This is a genomic window from Flintibacter faecis, assembly GCF_014287875.1.
In the GTDB taxonomy this organism is placed as follows: domain Bacteria; phylum Bacillota; class Clostridia; order Oscillospirales; family Oscillospiraceae; genus Lawsonibacter; species Lawsonibacter faecis_A.
Window position 1 is genome coordinate 168,664 of sequence record NZ_JACOPN010000001.1, and the last position, 18,146, is coordinate 186,809.

At 63.3% G+C, this 18,146-nt stretch carries 16 protein-coding genes; 14 read left to right on the forward strand and 2 right to left on the reverse strand.

Going from position 1 to position 18,146, the window contains the following annotated elements; genetic code table 11:
• Positions 1-19: 19 nt before the first annotated feature.
• A complete protein-coding gene (locus H8S55_RS00770; RefSeq protein ID WP_186877402.1) occupies positions 20-2,440 on the forward strand; it encodes an S-layer homology domain-containing protein in 2,421 nt (806 codons plus the stop codon).
• Between the two features lie 56 nt (positions 2,441-2,496).
• On the opposite strand, the gene H8S55_RS00775 is transcribed toward H8S55_RS00770, so the two are convergent.
• Positions 2,497-2,901 carry a hypothetical protein gene (locus H8S55_RS00775; RefSeq protein ID WP_186877403.1) on the reverse strand — a complete coding sequence of 135 codons (405 nt, stop codon included), beginning with the start codon at positions 2,899-2,901 and terminating at the stop codon, positions 2,497-2,499.
• 291 nt (positions 2,902-3,192) lie between these two features.
• Here H8S55_RS00775 and rimP point away from each other — a divergent pair, with 291 nt between their 5' ends.
• From rimP to H8S55_RS00825, 10 genes are all read left to right on the forward strand, one after another.
• Positions 3,193-3,648: a ribosome maturation factor RimP gene (rimP, locus tag H8S55_RS00780; protein WP_186877404.1), complete on the forward strand. Its 456-nt coding sequence runs from the start codon at positions 3,193-3,195 to the stop codon at positions 3,646-3,648.
• 20 nt (positions 3,649-3,668) lie between these two features.
• On the forward strand, positions 3,669-4,853 hold the full coding sequence (gene nusA, locus H8S55_RS00785; RefSeq protein ID WP_186877405.1) for a transcription termination factor NusA: 1,185 nt from the start codon (positions 3,669-3,671) through the stop codon (positions 4,851-4,853).
• A 119-nt stretch (positions 4,854-4,972) separates the two neighbouring features.
• Positions 4,973-5,248, forward strand: coding sequence for an RNase P modulator RnpM (rnpM, locus tag H8S55_RS00790; protein ID WP_279287385.1), 276 nt, complete (start codon positions 4,973-4,975; stop codon positions 5,246-5,248).
• On the forward strand, positions 5,241-5,891 hold the full coding sequence (locus H8S55_RS00795; protein WP_147561466.1) for a L7Ae/L30e/S12e/Gadd45 family ribosomal protein: 651 nt from the start codon (positions 5,241-5,243) through the stop codon (positions 5,889-5,891). The genes rnpM and H8S55_RS00795 overlap by 8 nt, the downstream gene beginning before the upstream one ends.
• 21 nt (positions 5,892-5,912) lie before the next feature.
• The gene (infB, locus tag H8S55_RS00800) at positions 5,913-8,312 is read left to right on the forward strand and encodes a translation initiation factor IF-2 (protein WP_186877406.1); all 2,400 of its coding nucleotides are present in this window, start codon (positions 5,913-5,915) and stop codon (positions 8,310-8,312) included.
• Positions 8,313-8,403: 91 nt separating this feature from the next.
• Positions 8,404-8,790 carry a 30S ribosome-binding factor RbfA gene (rbfA, locus tag H8S55_RS00805; RefSeq protein WP_186877407.1) on the forward strand — a complete coding sequence of 129 codons (387 nt, stop codon included), beginning with the start codon at positions 8,404-8,406 and terminating at the stop codon, positions 8,788-8,790.
• Between the two features lie 5 nt (positions 8,791-8,795).
• Positions 8,796-9,764, forward strand: coding sequence for a DHH family phosphoesterase (locus H8S55_RS00810; RefSeq protein WP_207721656.1), 969 nt, complete (start codon positions 8,796-8,798; stop codon positions 9,762-9,764).
• Between the two features lie 33 nt (positions 9,765-9,797).
• Entirely contained in the window at positions 9,798-10,667 is an 870-nt protein-coding gene (gene truB, locus H8S55_RS00815) for a tRNA pseudouridine(55) synthase TruB (RefSeq protein ID WP_186877408.1), read from the forward strand.
• A gap of 39 nt (positions 10,668-10,706) precedes the next feature.
• Positions 10,707-11,612 carry a riboflavin biosynthesis protein RibF gene (gene ribF / locus H8S55_RS00820; protein ID WP_186877409.1) on the forward strand — a complete coding sequence of 302 codons (906 nt, stop codon included), beginning with the start codon at positions 10,707-10,709 and terminating at the stop codon, positions 11,610-11,612.
• Between the two features lie 67 nt (positions 11,613-11,679).
• Positions 11,680-13,044 carry a DUF1576 domain-containing protein gene (locus H8S55_RS00825; protein WP_243200413.1) on the forward strand — a complete coding sequence of 455 codons (1,365 nt, stop codon included), beginning with the start codon at positions 11,680-11,682 and terminating at the stop codon, positions 13,042-13,044.
• A gap of 65 nt (positions 13,045-13,109) precedes the next feature.
• Here the strand turns inward: H8S55_RS00825 and H8S55_RS00830 are convergent, their stop codons facing one another.
• A complete protein-coding gene (locus H8S55_RS00830) occupies positions 13,110-14,075 on the reverse strand; it encodes a carbohydrate kinase family protein (RefSeq protein ID WP_186877410.1) in 966 nt (321 codons plus the stop codon).
• 302 nt (positions 14,076-14,377) lie between these two features.
• On the opposite strand from H8S55_RS00830, the gene H8S55_RS00835 reads away from it, so the two are divergent.
• The 3 genes from H8S55_RS00835 to H8S55_RS00845 all read left to right on the forward strand — a co-directional run bounded on the left by H8S55_RS00835 (position 14,378) and on the right by H8S55_RS00845 (position 18,140).
• On the forward strand, positions 14,378-15,070 hold the full coding sequence (locus tag H8S55_RS00835) for an MgtC/SapB family protein (RefSeq protein ID WP_186877411.1): 693 nt from the start codon (positions 14,378-14,380) through the stop codon (positions 15,068-15,070).
• Positions 15,071-15,321: 251 nt separating this feature from the next.
• Entirely contained in the window at positions 15,322-16,707 is a 1,386-nt protein-coding gene (gene trkA, locus H8S55_RS00840) for a Trk system potassium transporter TrkA (protein ID WP_186877412.1), read from the forward strand.
• A complete protein-coding gene (locus H8S55_RS00845; RefSeq protein WP_186877413.1) occupies positions 16,704-18,140 on the forward strand; it encodes a TrkH family potassium uptake protein in 1,437 nt (478 codons plus the stop codon). Before trkA ends, H8S55_RS00845 begins: the two co-directional genes overlap by 4 nt.
• Positions 18,141-18,146: the final 6 nt, after the last annotated feature.

Consider the following 18,146-nt stretch of genomic DNA (forward strand, 5'->3'; position numbering starts at 1 on the left):
AAAAGGAGTGACATTATTTATGAAAGAAAAGCGTGTGCTTTCTTTGGCCCTGGCGGCGGCGCTGGCCCTTTCCCTGTCCATTCCCGCCGGGGCGGCGGGCGGCTCGTCCTTTTCCGACGTGTCTGACCGGAACACCGCCGTCAACGCCGACGTGCTGCGGCTGATGGGCGTGGTGGACGGAGTGGGCGGCAACCGCTTCAACCCCAACGCCAACCTGACCCGGGCGGAGTTTTGCACCATGGTGGTGAAATTTTTGCAGAAGGGGGACCAGGTGGCTATGAACGCCACCCGGACCATCTTCTCCGACGTGACCAGCCGGCACTGGGCCCTGGGCTATGTGAACCTGGCCTCCAGCCTGACGGTGGGGGGCGGCGGCAGCTCCGGCTCCTCCGACGGCAGCGGGGACACCAGCGCCCCCGCTGCGGCCCTCATCTCCGGCGTTGGCAACGGCCGCTTTGACCCGGATGCCAAGATCAGTCTGGCCCAGGCGGCCACCATCCTCATCCGGGTGCTGGGCTATCAAACCAAGCAGGTGGGGGCGGTGTGGCCGGAGAGCTATCTGAACCTGGCCGCCTCCATCGGCCTGACCGACGGGGTGAGCGCCGGGGCCTACAGCCCCATCACCCGCGCCCAGGCCGCCCAGCTGTTCGTCAACGCCCTGTCCTGCAAGACCGGCGAGGGCAGCGACTACTATAAGAGCCTGGGCAGCGCCAAGAGCGACGTGGTGATGCTGGCGGTGAACGTGGAGTCGGAGGACGGCAGCGTGGCCCGTGGGGCCATCCGCACCTCTGGCGGGACCTATCTGCCCAAGGCGGACAACGTGACCCCCACCGGCCTTCAGGGCCGCCGGGGCACCCTGGTCACCAACGACAAGCAGGAGATCGTCAGCTTCATCCCCGACGACAGCACCGCCACCACCGTCACCCTGTCCGCCGATGCCCAGGCCGCCTATCTGAAGGGCACCGACGGCAAGCAGTACACCATCTCCGGCAGCACCCCCGTCTACACCGCCAGCAAGAGCGACGGGGAGAGCTATTCCAGCGCCCACACCTCCCTCTACGCCGGCAGTCAGGTCACCCTGTTCTCCCAGCGGGGCAAGGTCGTCTCCGTCTATGTCAGCGGCGGGGCCGTCTCCTCCGACGGGGATGCGGTGGTGGTCATGGGCCCGGCCAGTGCGGCCACATTCCACAAACTGACCGGCGGTGTGGAAAACTTCTCGATCCAGAAAAACCGCCAGACCATCGGCCTGTCCGGCATCAAGCCCTATGATGTGGTGACCTACGACGACCTGTCCAACACCCTCATCGTCTCTGACCTGCGCCTGACCTGCGTGCTGGAAAACGCCAGCCCCAACTTCAAGGCCCCGGAAAAGCTCACCGCTTTGGGACATGAGTTTGAAGTGCTGGATTCCGCATGGGACAACACGGGAGATTTCAGCACCGGCAGTCAGGTGGTCCTGCTGCTCACCGCTGACGGCAAGGTGGCCGGAATGGCCAAGCCCAGCGGTGACGTGGGCTCCACCGCCATCGGCACCGTGACGGCCAGCTCCGCCGAGGTATTCCTGCCCAGCGGCGGCACGTTGAGCCTGAAGGGCACCGTATCCAGCGGCGACAAGCTGGCCGGACAGCTGGTGTCCATCACCTCGGGCACCAAGGGCCAGATCGGAGCCAGCAAGCTGCCCACCCGCCGGGCCGGCAGCGCTTTCCTGGTCAGCGCCATGAAGCTGGACGGCTATACCGTCACCCCCGGCGTGAAAATTTACGAGCAGACCAACAGCGGTTCCATGAGCCGCATCACTCTGGGCAGTCTGAACGGGGCGGACGTGCCCGCCTCCTCCATCGCCACCTACCATCTGAACTCCTCCAATATGGTGGACTACATCGTACTCAAGGATGTCACCGGCGATGCTTATATCTACGGCATCATGGTGTCCAAGACCAACATCACCGAGGAGGAGGTGCTGGTGGTGGACAAGAACGGCAATCCCGTGGTGGACGAGAACGGAAACTGGAAATACACCACCAAGAAGACCGACCACAAGACCTGGACCCTGGTCAGCCGCCAGTCCACCCAGTTCAGCACCGAGACGGACTACTCCGGAAAGAACGGGGACTTTGTAGGCGTGTCCGTCGGCCAGAACCTTAGCGGCGGGACCATGATCCGGGACGTGAAGGAACTCACCGAGATCAGAAACGTCACCCCCAAGGACTTCTTCGAGAAGGACGGCAGCTACTACGTCACAATCAGCGGCAAGACCTACGCCGTATCGGAAAATGTGGAGTGCTGCAAAAAGGTGGGCGGCAGCCGCTATACTCAGGACGACTGGTTCCAGCAGAACACCGGCGCCGAGCGCCTGAACGCCTGCCGGGTGTCTCACCAGAACATGACCATCTACATTGACCCCGTGGGTCAGCAGGTGCGCATTGTGGTGGGGAACTGAATAAACGCCCAGGGAGGGCCGACGAAAGTCGGTCCTCCCTGGCTTTTTGTCTGTTCTCAGCGGTATCCGGTGGCATCCTTCACGGTGTTCTCCACGCCGTTTTTGGCCTCTTTGGCGGCGTTTTTTACATCGCCTGCGGCCTTCTCCCCGGCGTTTTTCACGTCCCGCCCCATATCTTTGGCGGCCTTTTCCGTGTCGTCCAGCATATCCCGCACGTCCTGGGTGAAGTCCCGCTGCGCCCTGCCCGCCCGGTCCCGGATCTTTCCGGTGCGCCCGGCGGAGTAGTGCCCGTCCTCCAGATAGTCATAGGCGCTGCGGGCGCTGCGCTGGTCCGGGCCGCTGTTGCCCGTGCCGGTGCGGCTGGCCGTGGGGTCGCCGCTGTTGGCGGTGCCGCCGCAGGCCGTCAGGCCCAGCGACAGGACCAGGGCGGCTGCCGCCGCCGCGTATTCCCGTCTGCTCACTGTGCATTCCCCCCGCTTGTTGCTGCGGAAGTTCCATCCGGGGCTTATTGTGTGCGTTTTTGTTGGGAATGATGCTGGAATTTTTTGCGCTGACTTTGCGCTTTCCGGCGAAAAATTCCCGCCTCTTCGGCAAAAAAACTCTTTCCCTCCCCTTGCATTTGCACGCCCGGTATGGTATAGTCTTATTGTAATTAAGGTAGTATTGGTAAGAGTGGGGTCAAGGCTCCGCTCTTTTTGATTGACTAAATGGGCCGAAGCACCTGTTTTTCGGCCCGGTGGGAGGAGTATTCCATGGCAAAAGTGACCGACGTTGTGGCCCAGCTGGCCGCCCCTGTGGTGGAGCAGGCGGGCTGCTCCCTTTGGGACGTGGAGTATGTGAAGGAGGCCGGGGAGTGGTTCCTGCGGGTGTATATCGACAAGGAGGGCGGCGTGTCTATCGACGACTGCGAGGCCGTGTCCCGTCCCCTGTCCGACCTGCTGGACGAGGCCGACCCCATCGAGGGCAGCTATACCTTCGAGGTGTCCTCCGCCGGGGCGGACCGGGTGCTGAAAAAGCCCGAGCACTTCGCCCGGTTCCAGGGGCAGGAGGTAGAGGTCAAGCTCTATCGCCCCCGGGACGGCCGAAAGGACTTTGTGGGCGTGCTCCGGTCCTGGCAGGACGGAGACGTGACCCTGGACGTGGGCGGCGAGCCCGCCATCTTTGAAAAAAAAGAGATCGCGCTGGTACGGCTGTACCCCCGCTTCTGATACTTTAGGAGGAACACACTGTGGCTAAGAGAACGACAAAACCCGCAAACAGCAATGAACTGGACGGCAAGGAGTTTTTTGCCGCCATCGCCCAGATCGAGCAGGAGAAGGGCATCAAGCCCGGTTATATGATGGAGAAGATCACCCAGGCTCTGCTGTCCGCCTATCGCCGGGACCACGAGGGCGTGGGCGACAACCTGGTCATCGACGCCGATCCCGACACCTGCACCGTCCGCCTGTTTCTGAAGAAGGACATCGTGGAGGAGGTAGACAATCCCGCCACCGAGATCAGCCTGGAGGAGGCCCGCCTGGTCCTGCCCCAGGCCCAACTGGGCGACGTGGTCCGCATGGAGATCAAGCCCAAGAACTTTGGCCGCGTGGCCGCCCAGACCGCCCGCCAGGTCATCGTCCAGGGCATCCGCGAGGCCGAGCAGGGCATGATCTATGACGAGTTCTGCAACAAGGAGCACGAGCTGCTCACCGGCATCGTCACCCGCATCGACCCCCGCAACGGCTCCGTCACCCTGCGCATCCACTCCGGCTCCGAGTTCACCGATGCCTATCTGGGCACCAACGAGCAGGTGAAGGGCGAGCACTATGTAGAGGGTCAGCGCCTGAAGGTGTATGTGGTGGAGGTCCGCCACGCCACCAAGGGCCCCCAGGTCCTCATCTCCCGCACCCACCCCGGCCTGGTCAAGCGCCTGTTCGAGATGGAGGTGCCCGAGATCTACGACGGCACCGTGGAGATCAAGTCCGTGGCCCGTGAGGCCGGCTCCCGCACCAAGCTGGCCGTGTGGTCTGCCGACCCCAACGTGGACCCCATCGGCGCCTGCGTGGGCCCCAAGGGCCAGCGGGTGAACACCATTGTGGAGGAGCTCAAGGGCGAGAAGATGGACATCATTCGCTTCTCCGAGGACCCTGCCCAGTACATCGCCGCCGCCCTGTCCCCCGCCGACGTTGTCAGCGTGGAGGAGCTGCCCGACGGCAAGAGCTGCCGGGTGGTGGTCCCCGACGACCAGCTGTCCCTGGCCATCGGCAAGGAGGGCCAGAACGCCCGTCTGGCCGCCAAGCTCACCGGCTATAAGATCGACATCAAGCCCGCCTCCGCCCCCGCTGAGGACCCCGCCGAGGCCGAGGACCTGTTCGCTGAGTCCGCCCCCGCCGAAGAGACCGCCGAGAGCGAGACTGCCAAGACCGAAGAATAACTTGTCATTCCGAGGAGCGCAGCACCCGCAAGGGGCTTCGCCCCTCCTGGCAATGACATTTCAAACAAGGCCCGGGCGGCCACCGGCCGCCCCCACCATATGAAAAGGGGTTGTGACGTTTGCCCAAAAAGATTCCCATGCGCCAGTGTGTCGGCTGCCGGGAGATGAAACCGAAAAAAGAGCTCATCCGGGTGGTGCGCTCCCCCGAGGGGGCCGTGAGCCTGGACTTTAAGGGCAAGCTGCCCGGACGGGGGGCCTATGTGTGCCCCGACCCGGCCTGTCTGGCCCGGGCCCGCAAATCCAAGGCCCTGGAGCGCGCCTTCTCCGCCGCCCTCCCCCCCGAGGTGTGGACGGCTTTAGAAGAGCAGATGAAGGAGGTGCCCGCCGATGGCTAACGACCCCATTCTTCACCTGCTGGGTCTGGCCAAAAAGGCCGGGCGGCTGGAGATCGGCGAGGAGCCCGTAGGGGCCCTGTGCCGCGCCCGCCACGCCCGGCTCATCCTGCTGGCCAGCGATGCCGCCCCCAACACCCGCCGCCGCTGCGCCCACTTCGGCGAGATCGGCAATGTGCTGTGGCTGGAGCTGCCCGCCACCAAGGCGGAGCTGGGCTTCTGCCTGGGCCGCACCTCCTGCGCCATGCTGGCCCTGAGCGACGCGGGCTTTGCCGCATCCATTGTAGAAAAGCTCTCCGCCCAAAACCCGGAGCGCTATGGCCCCGCCGCCCAGCAGCTGCGGACCAAAGCCGACCGGATGCTCCAGCGCCAGCGGGAAAAGCGTCAGCACGAAAAGAATCTGCGCCAGGGCAAGCACAAGCCCTGGGCTCCGCCCCCCCAGCCCAAGCAGGAGCAAACCGCGAAAGATTCCAAGTCTCAGGGCGGCCCGGACCGGAAAAAGTCCCGGCCTGCCCGTCCTACGAAGCCGCACCGCCCCGGGGATACGGCTTCCCACGCCAAGACCGGGTCCGCCCGGCCCAGCCGTTCCAGCAAGCCCGGCCCAGGCGGCCGACGTCTGACCGGCAAATTCCGGCACGATTCCTAAGAAACGAGGTGGCTTCCCCCTATGATGATAAAATATCCCATCCACAAGGTGGCCAAGGACTTTAAGAAAGGCAGCAAAGAGCTCCCCTCCAAAGAGGTCATGGACATCCTGACCCAGTATGGTCATCCCCCCAAGAACCACATGCAGCCCCTGACCGATCAGGAGCTGTCCATCGTGTTCGAGTATCTCACCCAGCACAACCAGATCGACTCCATCGAGTCGGTGTACGCCGATGTCTATCACGATGCCAAGCCCGCCGCCAAGCAGGCCGCCCCTGCCGCCGCTAAGCCCCAGCAGGCCAAGGCCGCTCCTGCCCAGCAGCACAGCCAGAGCGCTCAGAGCAATCACGCCCAGGCCCACAACAAGGGCCAGCAGCAGGCTCCCGCCGCCAAGCAGCCCCAGCAGACCGTCACCCAGCCCACCTCCCGCATCCCCGCCAAAAAGGTGGTGGACACCCGGGGCGGCGGCAGCGTGAATCTGGATAAGTATGACGAGCGGCTGGAGTCCTTCACCAGTGAGAAGACCCAGGACCGGGGCGGCAAGCAGAAGTTCCAGGGCCGCAACGCCCAGCGTCAGCGGGGCGGCAAGCAGGCCGGCAGCTTCGGCAACAAGCGCCGCCAGGAGGAGCAGGACCGTCTGCGCCGCCTCCAGCTGGAGATCGCCAAGAAGGCCCCCGTGAAGGTCATGATCCCCGACGAGATCAGCGTGGGCGAGCTGGCCAGCCGCATGAAGAAGACCGGCGCGGAAGTGGTCAAGTGCCTGATCAAAAACGGCGTGATGGCCTCCCTCAGCGACGTGATCGACTATGACACCGCCGCCATCATCGCCGAGGAGATGGGCTGCAAGGTGGAAAAAGAGGTGGTCGTCACCATCGAGGAGAAGCTGATCGACACCACCGAGGACAAAGAGGAGGACCTGGTCCCCCGCGCCCCCGTGGTGGTGGTCATGGGCCACGTGGACCACGGCAAGACCTCTCTGCTGGACTATATCCGCCACGCCAACGTGGTCTCCGGCGAGGCCGGCGGCATCACCCAGCACATCGGCGCCTATCAGGTGAACGTAAAGGGCAGCCCCGTCACCTTCCTGGACACCCCCGGCCACGAGGCCTTCACCGCCATGCGCGCCCGTGGCGCCATGATCACTGACGTGGCCATTCTGGTGGTGGCCGCCGACGACGGCATCATGCCCCAGACCGTGGAGTCCATCAACCACGCCAAGGCCGCCGAGATCCCCATCATCGTGGCCATCAACAAGATGGATAAACCCACCGCCAACCCCGACCGCATTATGCAGCAGCTCACCGAGTATGAGCTGGTGCCCGAGGAGTGGGGCGGCGACACCATCATCTGCCCCATCTCCGCCAAGACCGGCCAGGGCATCGACAACCTGCTGGACATGGTGGTCCTCACCGCCGAGATGCGGGAGCTGAAGGCCAACCCCAACCGTGCCGCCCACGGCGCTGTCATCGAGGCCCGGCTGGATAAGGGCCGCGGCCCCGTGGCCACCCTGCTGGTCCAGAACGGCACCCTGCATCAGGGCGACGTGATCATCGCCGGCACCGCTGTGGGCCGTGTCCGGGCCATGACCGATGCCCGGGGCAAGAAGCTGGCCGAGGCCGGCCCCTCCGTCCCCGTGGAGATCATCGGCATGGGCGAGGTGCCCGGCGCGGGCGACGAGTTCCACGCCGTGGCCGACGAGCGCATGGCCCGGGAACTGGTGGAGCAGCGCAAGCACGAGCAGAAGGCCGCCGCCGCCAACCCCGTGGGCAAGGTCTCTCTGGAGGATCTGTTCAGCCAGATCCAGGCCGGTGAGATGAAGAACCTGAACATCATCGTCAAGGCCGATGTCCAGGGCTCTGCCGAGGCCGTGAAGGCCAGCCTGGAAAAGCTGTCCAACGAGGAGGTCCGGGTGCGGGTCATCCACTGTGCCGTGGGTGCCATCAGCGAGAGCGACGTGATGCTGGCCTCCACCTCCGGTGCCATCATCGTGGGCTTCAATGTCCGCCCCGATGCCAACGCCAAGGAGTCCGCCGCCCGCATGAACGTGGATATGCGCATGTACCGGGTCATTTACGATGCCATCAACGAGGTGGAGACGGCCATGAAGGGCATGCTCACCCCCAAGTTCAAAGAGGTGGACCTGGGCCGGGCCGAGGTGCGCAGCGTGTTCAAGATCACCGGCGTGGGCATGGTGGCCGGCTGCTATGTGCTGGACGGCAAGATGCAGCGGGGTGCCCAGATGCGCCTGCTGCGGGACAACATCGTCATTTACGACGGTGCCATCGCCTCCCTCCAGCGCTTCAAGGACTCCGTCAAGGAGGTGGCCGCCGGTTACGAGTGCGGCATCACCTTCGAGAAGTTCCAGGACATCAAGGAGGGCGACATCATCGAGGCCTTCCTGATGGAGCAGATCCAGGTCTGAGCAATTTTCTAAACCAACCATTTTGTGGGGGCGGGCGTTTTCGCCCGCCCCCATTCGCATATCTCCCAGAAGCTAAAGGAGGAATTCTGTTATGGCAAGCAATCGGATCGGACGCATCAACGAGGAGATCCAGCGGGAGCTGGCCTCCCTTATCCCCAACGTGAAGGACCCCCGGGTATCCGGGCTCATCTCCGTCACCGCCGTGGACACCACCCCCGACCTGCGGTACGCCAAAATTTATATCAGCGTGCTGGATAAGAGCGACTGCGCCCAGGTGCTCAAGGGCCTGAAATCCGCCTCCGGCTATCTCCGCCGGGAGCTGGGCCACGCTCTGCAGCTGCGCTATACCCCGGAGCTCACCTTCGTCCGGGACGACTCCATCGACCAGGGCGCTCACATCCTAGATATGCTCCGCAACCCCAACGTGGTCAAGCCCGCCAATCCCGCCAACGAGCACATCCATCTGGACGAGGAGTGAATACCATGAGCGCTTCCATCTCCATTCAGGCCGCCGCCGACTTTCTCCGTGACCACGACGGCTATCTCATTCTGACCCACCTGCGCCCCGACGGGGACACGGTTGGCTGTGCCGCCGGGCTGTGCCGGGCCCTGCGCCAGCTGGGCAAAACGGCCTATATTCTGCCCAACCACCAGGCCTCCTCCCTCTTCACCCCCTATTTTCAGGGGCTGCTGGCCGGGGATGACTTTGTGCCGGACACGGTGGTGTCGGTGGACATCGCCGCCCGGGGGCTGTTTCCCGACAACGCCCGGGAATATCTCACCCGGGTGGACCTGGCCATCGACCACCACCCCTCCCAGGAGTTTTTCGCCGCCCGTACCTGTCTGGACGCAGAGCGGGCCGCCTGCGGCGAGCTGATGTACGACATTCTCCGCCTGCTAGGCCCCATCACTGCCGACATCGCCACGCCCCTGTATGTGGCCGTGTCCACCGACTGCGGCTGCTTTGTCTATGGCAACACCACCGCCGCCACCCACCGGGTGGCCGCCCACCTCATCGACTGCGGCATCCCCCTCGCCCAGCTGAACAAGCGGCACTTCCGCACCAAGAGCATCCGCCGTCTGCGGCTGGAGAGCGCCATCATCGCCGGGATGCAGCTCTATGACCAGGGGACCATCGCCGTGGCCGCCCTCACTCTGGACATGATGGCCGCCGTGGGAGCCGACGAGCGGGATGCGGAGGACATCGCCGCACTGGTGGGCCAGCTGGAGGGGGTCAGCACCAGTGTGACCATCCGGGAGCTTGCCCCCGGCAGGTGCAAGATCTCCCTGCGTACCGACCCCGACGACTTAAATGCCAGCACCGTATGCGCCCTGATGGGGGGCGGGGGACACGCCGCCGCCTCCGGGGCCACCCTGGACCTGCCGGTGGAGGAGACCCGGGCCGCCGTGCTGGATGCCATCCACCAGGTAAAGGGCTCCGCCCTTACCTGAGAGAACCAGACAGAAAAGGAGAGGACCTTTCCCATGCCAAGCGGGATCATCGTCATTGACAAGCCCTCTGACTGGACCAGCATGGACGTGTGCGCCAAGCTGCGGGGCCGGTTTCACGAGAAGCGGGTGGGCCATGCGGGGACATTGGACCCCATGGCCACCGGAGTTCTGCCCGTCTTTCTGGGTCGAGCCACCCGGGCCGTCACCTTTGCCAGCGAATCCGAAAAGGAATATCAGTTCGGCTTAAAACTAGGTGTTGTCACCAACACCCAGGATATCACCGGCCAGGTGGTGGAGCAGACCCCCTTCACCGGCTCAGTGGAGGATCTGCTGTCCGTCCTGCCCCGGTTCCGGGGGGACATCCGGCAGGTGCCCCCTATGTACTCCGCCATCAAGATCAACGGACAGAAGCTCTATGACCTGGCCCGGAAGGGCCGGGAGGTGGAGCGTGCCCCCCGCCCGGTGACCATCCACGCTCTGGAGCTGGAGGACCGGCTGGAGCCGGACGAATTTCTGCTGCGGGTGCGCTGCTCCAAGGGGACCTATGTGCGCACCCTGTGCCACGACATCGGCGCCGCCCTGGGCTGCGGCGGCTGCATGAGCAGTCTGCGCCGGACCATGGCCGCCGGGTTCACCCTGGCCCACAGCGTCACCCTGGACACCGTCCTCCAAGCCCAGGACCCTGCCGCCCTTCTGCTGCCGGTGGATACCTATTTTTCCGGCTATCCCGACCTGGTGGCAGACCCGGAGCAGGAGAAGCGCATCCGCAACGGCGCAGCCCTGCCCATGCCGACCTTGGCCGACGGGCGCTATCGGGTCTACAGTCAGGACGGAACTTTTCTGGCGCTGAGTCAGGGGGAGAACGGCATCCTGACCACGGTAAAAAGCTTTTACGAGGTCTGAGCATCGCTACTTCTCGCAATATAAAGGAGAGAAATTACTTTGAGTACACCGAAACGTGTTATTGCTCTGGGTTTTTTTGACGGAGTACACAAGGGTCACGGGGCCCTGCTCCGCACGGTGGCCCAGGCGGCCGACCGGCTGGGGTCCATGCCCTGCGCCTTCACTTTTGACCGCAGCCCCACCGCCGCCATCACCGGCCAGACCATCCCCCTGCTCAGCTCGGTGGAGGACCGGGTGTGGCTGATGCGCCGATATTACGGCATCGAAGAGGTCATCGTGGCCCCCTTTGATGGGATGCAGAAGATGGACTGGCAGGACTTTGTGTCGGAATATCTGCAAAAGGAGCTGGGCTGTGTCCATGTGGTGGCCGGACACGACTTCCACTTTGGCTACATGGGCAAGGGCAACCCCCAGCGCCTGCAGGAGAAGTGCCGGGAGCTGGGCATGGGCTGCGACATCATCCAGAAGGTGGAGCAGGACGGCATCACCATCTCCTCCACCTACATCCGCACCCTCATCGCCCAGGGGGAGATGGAGCGGGCCAACCAGTTTTTGGGTCACCCCCACACCCTGACCAACCGGGTGGCCCACGGGAAGAAGATCGGCACCACCACCCTGGGCTTTCCCACGGTGAACCTGCTTATCCCCCAGGGGGTCATCGTCCCCGCCTATGGGGTATACGCCACCCGGGTGTGGTTCGATGGGCAGTGCCGCTGCGCTGTGACCAACGTGGGGGTGCGCCCCACGGTGGAGGACAACGACGGCCATGTCACCGTGGAGGGCTTTATCCTGGATTTTGACGGCGACCTGTATGGCCACGAGATCCGCATGGAGTTTTACAAATATCTCCGGCCGGAGCAGAAGTTCGCCTCTATGCAGGCCCTGGCCGATGAGATCCGCCATAACGCCCAGCAGACCCGGGACTATTTCCGCCAGCTGACCTGATCCTGCCGCTTTCCGCCCGCCGCCCGCCCCGGTCCCTGGGGCCTGAGTTTCAGGAGGACGAGATACCATGACCACCCACATGCCCCTGCACCAGCACGACCGCTACCGCAGGATGCTCCGCTATTTCTGGCTGTTTGCCGCCCTCCAGCTGCTGGCCGCCTTTCTGCTGGACAGCCCGGGAAACATCCTGCGGGGTCTGCGCACCATCGTGTACACCGAGGACGCCCTGATCACCGACTATATCGCCGTGGCCGGACCGGGGGCCGCCCTGTGCAATGCCGCTCTGGTTACGGCTATTACCCTGTGTCTGCTCTATTTCTCCAACGAGACCTTTAACGGCACCACCCAGCTGGAGGTGGGGCTGATGTCCGGTTTTGCCCTGTTCGGCAAAAACTTTGTGAACATCTGGCCCATTCTGGCCGGGTCCTATCTCTATGCCCGCTTCCGGCGGGAGCCCTTGGGCAGCTATATCCACATCGGTCTGCTGTCCACCGCCCTATCCCCCTTGGTCAGCTACATCGCCCTGGACAACGGCTGGGGCAACCTGTATTCCGCTGTGATCGTGGGCGTACTCATCGGCTTTATCATGCCCCCCCTGTCCAGCTATACCTACCGCATCCAAAACGGCATGAACCTGTATAACGCCGGTTTTGCCTGCGGCCTGGTGGCCATGATCCTGGTGCCCCTGATGAGCTCTATGGGGGCCGACCCCACCGTCCACTATAACTGGGCCACGGGGTATAACCGGCTGTTTGCCGGGATGCTGTCTGTCCTGTGCCTGGTGCTGATCTTCTGCGGGCTGTTCTGCTGCCGCAAGCCGGTGTGGGCCGCCTGGGCGGGCTACCGCCGTCTGCTGCTCACCAGCGGCCGGTCCCCCAGCGACTTTCTGCGTATGTTCGGTCCCGCTCCGGTGCTCATCAACACGGGGGTAAACGGGCTCATCGGCATGGTCTTTGTCCTGGGCGGCGGCGGCGACTTAAACGGACCCACCATCGGCGGCATCCTGACCATTATGGGCTTTTCCGCCTTCGGCAAGCATGCGGCCAATATCATCCCGGTGATGGCCGGGGTGTTTCTGGGGGGACTGGTGATGCACTGGTCCCTCGACGACCCATCGGTGCAGCTGGCCTGCCTGTTCTGCACCACCCTGGCCCCCATCTCCGGCTATTTCGGCTGGCCCTACGGCCTGCTGGCCGGGTTTCTCCACTCCTCCGTGGTGCTGTATACCAGCTCCCCGGTGGCGGGGATGAACCTATATAACAACGGCTTCTCCGGTGGCCTTATCGCCATCGTCCTCTATCCCCTGATCATCGACGTGGCCCAGCACCGCAAGCCCGTGCTCCAGGACCGGGACTATTTTCAGCCCATGGCCCACGACGAGCCCATCGTCCCCCCGGCCCCCCATGCCATCTCCGAGGAGGAGAGCCGCTGAACACGAAAAAACGCCGGATGCAGTTTTTGAACTCTGCATCCGGCGTTTTTGTTGTCTCTTGATTTTCAGCCCCGGGCCATATGATCCCGGACCTCCTCCGGGGTGGGCATGACGCACAGCGCCCCCTTCCGGGTGGTGACCAGAGAGGCGGCGGCGTTGGCGAAGGTGAGCAGCTCCCGCAGCCGCTCCTCGTTCAGGCCGTCCAGGCCGTATTTCAATACGAAGTGCAATGCGCAGCCGCCGAAGGTGTCCCCCGCTCCGGTGGTCTCGATGGTCTTTTCCGTGAGCTTGGGGGGTGCAAACACCGTCTGTCCCCGGTAAAAGGCCTTGCTGCCCCCGGGGCCCATGGTGGCCAGCACCAGGGGGATGGGGCGGCGCCGAAGCAGCTTATTTACCCCTGCGTCGATGTCCGTCTCCCCGGTCGTAAACGCAAGCTCGTTGTCGGATATCTTCAGCACGTCGCACTGGGACAGGCCGAAGTCGATCTCCGCCCGCGCCCGGTCCAGGCTGTCCCACAGGGGCGGGCGCAGGTTTGGGTCAAAGGAGATGAGACAGCCATGGGCCTTGGCATATTTCAGGGCGGCCCGGGTGGCGCTGCGGGCCGGCTCCCCGGTGGAGGACAGGGTGCCGAAGTGAAATATCTTCGAGGCGGCAATTTTATCAAAGTCCACCTCGTCCTCCCGCAGCATCAGGTCGGCCCCGGGCTTGCGATAGAAGGAGAAGTCCCGCTCCCCTCCGGGCTGGGTGTGGACAAAGGCCAGGGTGGTGGGGATCTCCTCATCCACCCGCAGGCCGGACACATCCACCCCCACGCCGGCCACCCGCTGCCGGAGCATATCCCCAAAGGCATCCCGGCCCACCTTACCCAAAAAGGCGGTGGAATGTCCCAGCCGGGTCAGCATGGCCAACAGGTTGCAGGGGGCCCCGCCGGGGTTGGCCTCCAGCAGAGGGTTGCCCTGGGGACTCAGGCCGCTCTCGGTAAAGTCGATGAGCAGCTCCCCCAGGGCGGTCACGTCGATGGTTCGTTCCATATTACTTCTCCTTGTACGTCGGCAGCGTCACCACAGGGCAAGGGGCCGCAGCTCGGTCTGAGTTCTGTGTCGATGGATCATCTAATATCCTATCACACGGGGCTGTTCATTACAATGCTCAGAAAAATACCCGTAATGAAAACGGTGGGCAAACCGGCTTTATCGGTCTGAAATGGGACAGTTCCAACGTTCTGCATCCCACTTTCTATTGTAAAGCAGCGACCATTATGCTATTCTGAGTTTAGAAAGATACCCATTCAAGCCCGTTTTAAATATGCGCAGCAGGAAGGAGGCCGGGGCATATGACATCTTTGACCGTGACAATCGAGCTGGAGTGCTTTCTTCGTATTCTGATGGCCAGCCTGTGCGGCTGCATGATCGGCTATGAGCGCACCCGCCGCCTGAAGGAGGCCGGGGTACGCACCCACTGCGTGGTGGCCTGCGGGGCCGCTTTGATGATGGTCGTCTCCAAATACGGCTTTTCCGACATCATCCAAAACGGGGTCTATCTTTACGGCTCCGACGGGGTGGATGCCTCCCGCATCGCCGCCCAGGTGGTCACGGGGGTGGGCTTTCTGGGTGCCGGGGTCATCTTCCGCACCGGCACCTCCGTCAAGGGGCTGACCACCGCCGCCGGCATCTGGGCCACCTCCGCCGTGGGTCTGGCCTTTGGGGCGGGGCTCTACCTCATCGGCTGGCTGACCACCATCTTCATTGTGGCCATCCAGTTCCTGATGCACCGGCTGAACATCGGGGCAGATGCCTATACCAGCCAGGACATCTCCCTGCAGTTTCATGACTGCCCCCAGGTGCGGGAGCAGCTGTTCGCCATGCTGGAAGAGCGGGGAGCCCTGATCTCCGGCTGCTCCACCAAACGGCTGGACAACGGGGACATGAGCTATCACCTGTGCATCCATATCCGCCGCCCCATCCAGGCTGTGGAGCTCCAGGCCATGATGGACTCCTATCCCCAGATCACCGCGTTTTCTGTTTGATTTTTCAATACCAGCTGTACAACTTTCTTCCTTTCGTACAGCTGGTATTTATTTTTTCTCCGTCCACATACTGCCGCTTGACCTTTGTCCCCATTTATACTATAATGTGTGAACAGTTTCTTCTATCAGTTTCCGGCATCCCCCGCATGTCCCTTTGGTCTGCGGCAGCGGACCGGTCATTGCCCTGCCCAACCTCTTCTTGGGCAGGGTTTTTTCCCGGAAACTCTTTGAACGTAAGAAAGGATGCGCTTATGAAGATCATCATCGCGGGCAGCGGCAAGGTGGGCTTTACCCTGGCCGAGCAGCTGGTGCGGGAATCTCACGACGTAACTATTGTAGATTTAAAGGAGGCCGCCCTGCGCCGGGCCGCCGACATGCTGGACATTATGGCGGTACAGGGCAACGGCGTGTCCGCCAATGTGCTGCGGGAGGCCGGGGCGGACAGTGCCGACCTGGTGGTGGCCACCACCAATTCCGACGAGGTGAACATGGTCTGCTCCCTGGTAGCCAAAAATCTGGGGGCAAAATATACCATCGCCCGCATCCGCAACCCGGAGTATAACAGCACCCTGGCCGAGCTGCGCAAGGACCTGAAGATCGACATGGTGATCAACCCCGAGCGGGCCACCGCCCTGGAGATCTCCCGCCTGCTCCGCTTTCCCTCCGCCGCCAATATCGAGTCCTTCTGCCGCGGCCGGGTGGAGCTGATGGGCTTTCGCCTTCAGGAGGGGGACTTTCTGGTGGGCTCCCCCCTGCACACCCTGTCCAGCGGGGTCAAGCGGCTGTCCCTGCTGTTCTGCGCCGTAGAGCGGGAGGGCCGGGTGCTCATCCCCAACGGCTCCTTTGTGCCCCAGGTGGGGGACAAGCTCTATCTGGTGGGCCAGCCGGACAGTCTGGACAAGTTCTTCCGCCTGCTGGGCCGCTATGCTCCCAAGATCCGCCGGGTGTTCCTGGTGGGGGGCGGCAAGATCTCCAGCTATCTCATGTCCCTGCTGGAGAACACGGGCATTCAGGTGAAGGTGGTGGAGCGTCGGGAGGACCGGTGTCGGGCTCTCCAGCTCCAGCACCCTAAGGCCACCGTCCTCTGCGGCGACGGCACCGACCAGGAGCTGCTGGAATCGGAGAATCTGTCCGCCTGCGATGCCTTTGTGGCCCTTACCGACCAGGACGAGGACAACATCATCATCTCCCTCTATGCCAGGCAGATGGGCCTTTCCAAGATCATCGCCAAGTGCAACCGGCTCAACTATGCGGGCATCGTCCACTCCGTGGGGCTGGAGAGCGTTTTGTCCCCCAAGTTCATCACCGCCTCCCACATGCTGCGGCTGGTGCGGGGGCTGACCAACTCCCAGGGCAGCGTGATGAACGCCCTCTACCGCATCGCCGACGGCGGGGCGGAGGCCATGGAGTTTACCGTCAGCCCCAACACCCGGAACCTGGGCGTGGCCCTGAAGGATCTGCGGCTCAAGCCCAACATCCTCATCGCCGTGCTGGTGCGGGAGCAGGAGATCATCATTCCCGAGGGCTCCACCGCCATGCAGGCCGGGGACCGGGTCATCGTCATCTCTAAGGACAGCGGCATCCGGGATCTAAACGACATCTATCGGGACGAGGGCCCCGTGGGGGGCGCGCAATGAACGTAAAGCTGGTTTTCAAGGTCCTGGGCCATATCCTGCGCATCGAGTCCGTCTTTCTGCTTCTGCCGGCAATGGTGGCCCTGGTCTATGGGGAGAGCCCCCTGCCCTTTCTCGTCACCGCCCTGCTCCTGCTTTGTGTGGGCCAGGGGCTGTGCCGGTTAAAGACCAGCCCCCACTTTTTCACCCGGGAGGGCTTTGTGGCCGTGGGCCTGATCTGGTTTGCCACCTGCCTGTTCGGGGCCCTGCCCTTCTGGCTCAGCGGCAGCTTCCCCTCCTTTGTGGACTGCGTGTTTGAATCGGCCTCCGGCTTCACCACCACCGGGGCCTCCATCCTCACAAATATCGAGGCCATGCCCAGGGGCGTGCTGTTCTGGCGCTCCTTCACCCACTGGCTGGGGGGCATGGGCGTGCTGGTCCTTGCCACCGCCGTGCTGCCCTCCATGGGCATCCGCCCCCACTATCTCACCCAGGCGGAGACCCCCGGCCCCGTCTTTTCCAAGCTGGTGCCCAAGCAGTCCACCACCTCTAAGATCCTCTACAGCATCTACTTCGGCCTTACCGTGGTGGAGACGGTGCTGCTGAAGATCGCCGGCATGCCCTGGTACGATGCGGTCATCCACGCCCTGTCCTCCGCCGGCACCGGCGGCTTCTCCAACCGGAACGCCAGCGTGGGGGCCTATGGCAGCGTGGCCATCGACCTTATTATTACCGTGTTCATTCTGCTCTTCTCGGTGAACTTCGCCGTGTATTTTCTGCTGCTCACCCGCAAGTTCCGGGATATTCTGGCCAGCGACGAGCTGCGCTTTTTCCTGACGGTGGTGGCCGGGTCCACCCTGCTCATTGCCTGGAACATCCGGGGGCTGTACTCCTCCTTTGCCCAAGCTCTGCGCTATGCCGTGTTCCAGGTGGCCTCCATCATCTCCACCACCGGCTTTGCCACGGCGGACTTTACCCTGTGGCCCCAGCTGTCCCATCTCATCCTGATCCTGATCATGTTCTGCGGGGCCTGCGCCGGGTCCACCGGCGGCGGCATGAAGTGCTCCCGTATTCTGATCCTGGGCCGCTCTCTCCGGCGGGAGATCCACCGCATTGTCCACCCCCGCTCGGTGGAGGTGGTCACTCTGGACGGCAAGGTGGTGGAGGAGGAGACCATCCACTCGGCCCTCACCTTTGTAGGGAGCTATTTTCTGGTCATTCTGGCCGGGGCCCTGGTCATCTCCCTGGACAACTTCTCTTTCTCCGTCTCTTTTTCCGCCGCCCTCACCTGTGTGAGCAACGTGGGACCCGGGCTGGAGCTCATCGGCCCGGCGGGGAACTTCTCCATCTTCTCCCCCCTGTCCAAGCTGGTCATGTCCCTGTGCATGATCGTGGGACGGCTGGAGATCCTGCCCGTGCTGGTCTTGTTCAGCCGTAGCACCTGGCGGAAGGACTGAAGTTCT

Excerpts from the sequence above, each read along its gene's own strand:
- H8S55_RS00770 (WP_186877402.1), top strand. The coding sequence starts at position 20 with ATGAAAGAAAAGCGTGTGCTTTCTTTGGCCCTGGCGGCGGCGCTGGCC.
- H8S55_RS00845 (WP_186877413.1), top strand. The coding sequence starts at position 16,704 with ATGAACGTAAAGCTGGTTTTCAAGGTCCTGGGCCATATCCTGCGCATC.
- rbfA (WP_186877407.1), top strand. The coding sequence starts at position 8,404 with ATGGCAAGCAATCGGATCGGACGCATCAACGAGGAGATCCAGCGGGAG.
- H8S55_RS00835 (WP_186877411.1), top strand. The coding sequence starts at position 14,378 with ATGACATCTTTGACCGTGACAATCGAGCTGGAGTGCTTTCTTCGTATT.
- truB (WP_186877408.1), top strand. The coding sequence starts at position 9,798 with ATGCCAAGCGGGATCATCGTCATTGACAAGCCCTCTGACTGGACCAGC.
- H8S55_RS00795 (WP_147561466.1), top strand. The coding sequence starts at position 5,241 with ATGGCTAACGACCCCATTCTTCACCTGCTGGGTCTGGCCAAAAAGGCC.
- rimP (WP_186877404.1), top strand. The coding sequence starts at position 3,193 with ATGGCAAAAGTGACCGACGTTGTGGCCCAGCTGGCCGCCCCTGTGGTG.
- infB (WP_186877406.1), top strand. The coding sequence starts at position 5,913 with ATGATGATAAAATATCCCATCCACAAGGTGGCCAAGGACTTTAAGAAA.
- trkA (WP_186877412.1), top strand. The coding sequence starts at position 15,322 with ATGAAGATCATCATCGCGGGCAGCGGCAAGGTGGGCTTTACCCTGGCC.
- H8S55_RS00825 (WP_243200413.1), top strand. The coding sequence starts at position 11,680 with ATGACCACCCACATGCCCCTGCACCAGCACGACCGCTACCGCAGGATG.
- H8S55_RS00830 (WP_186877410.1), bottom strand. The coding sequence starts at position 14,075 with ATGGAACGAACCATCGACGTGACCGCCCTGGGGGAGCTGCTCATCGAC.
- H8S55_RS00810 (WP_207721656.1), top strand. The coding sequence starts at position 8,796 with ATGAGCGCTTCCATCTCCATTCAGGCCGCCGCCGACTTTCTCCGTGAC.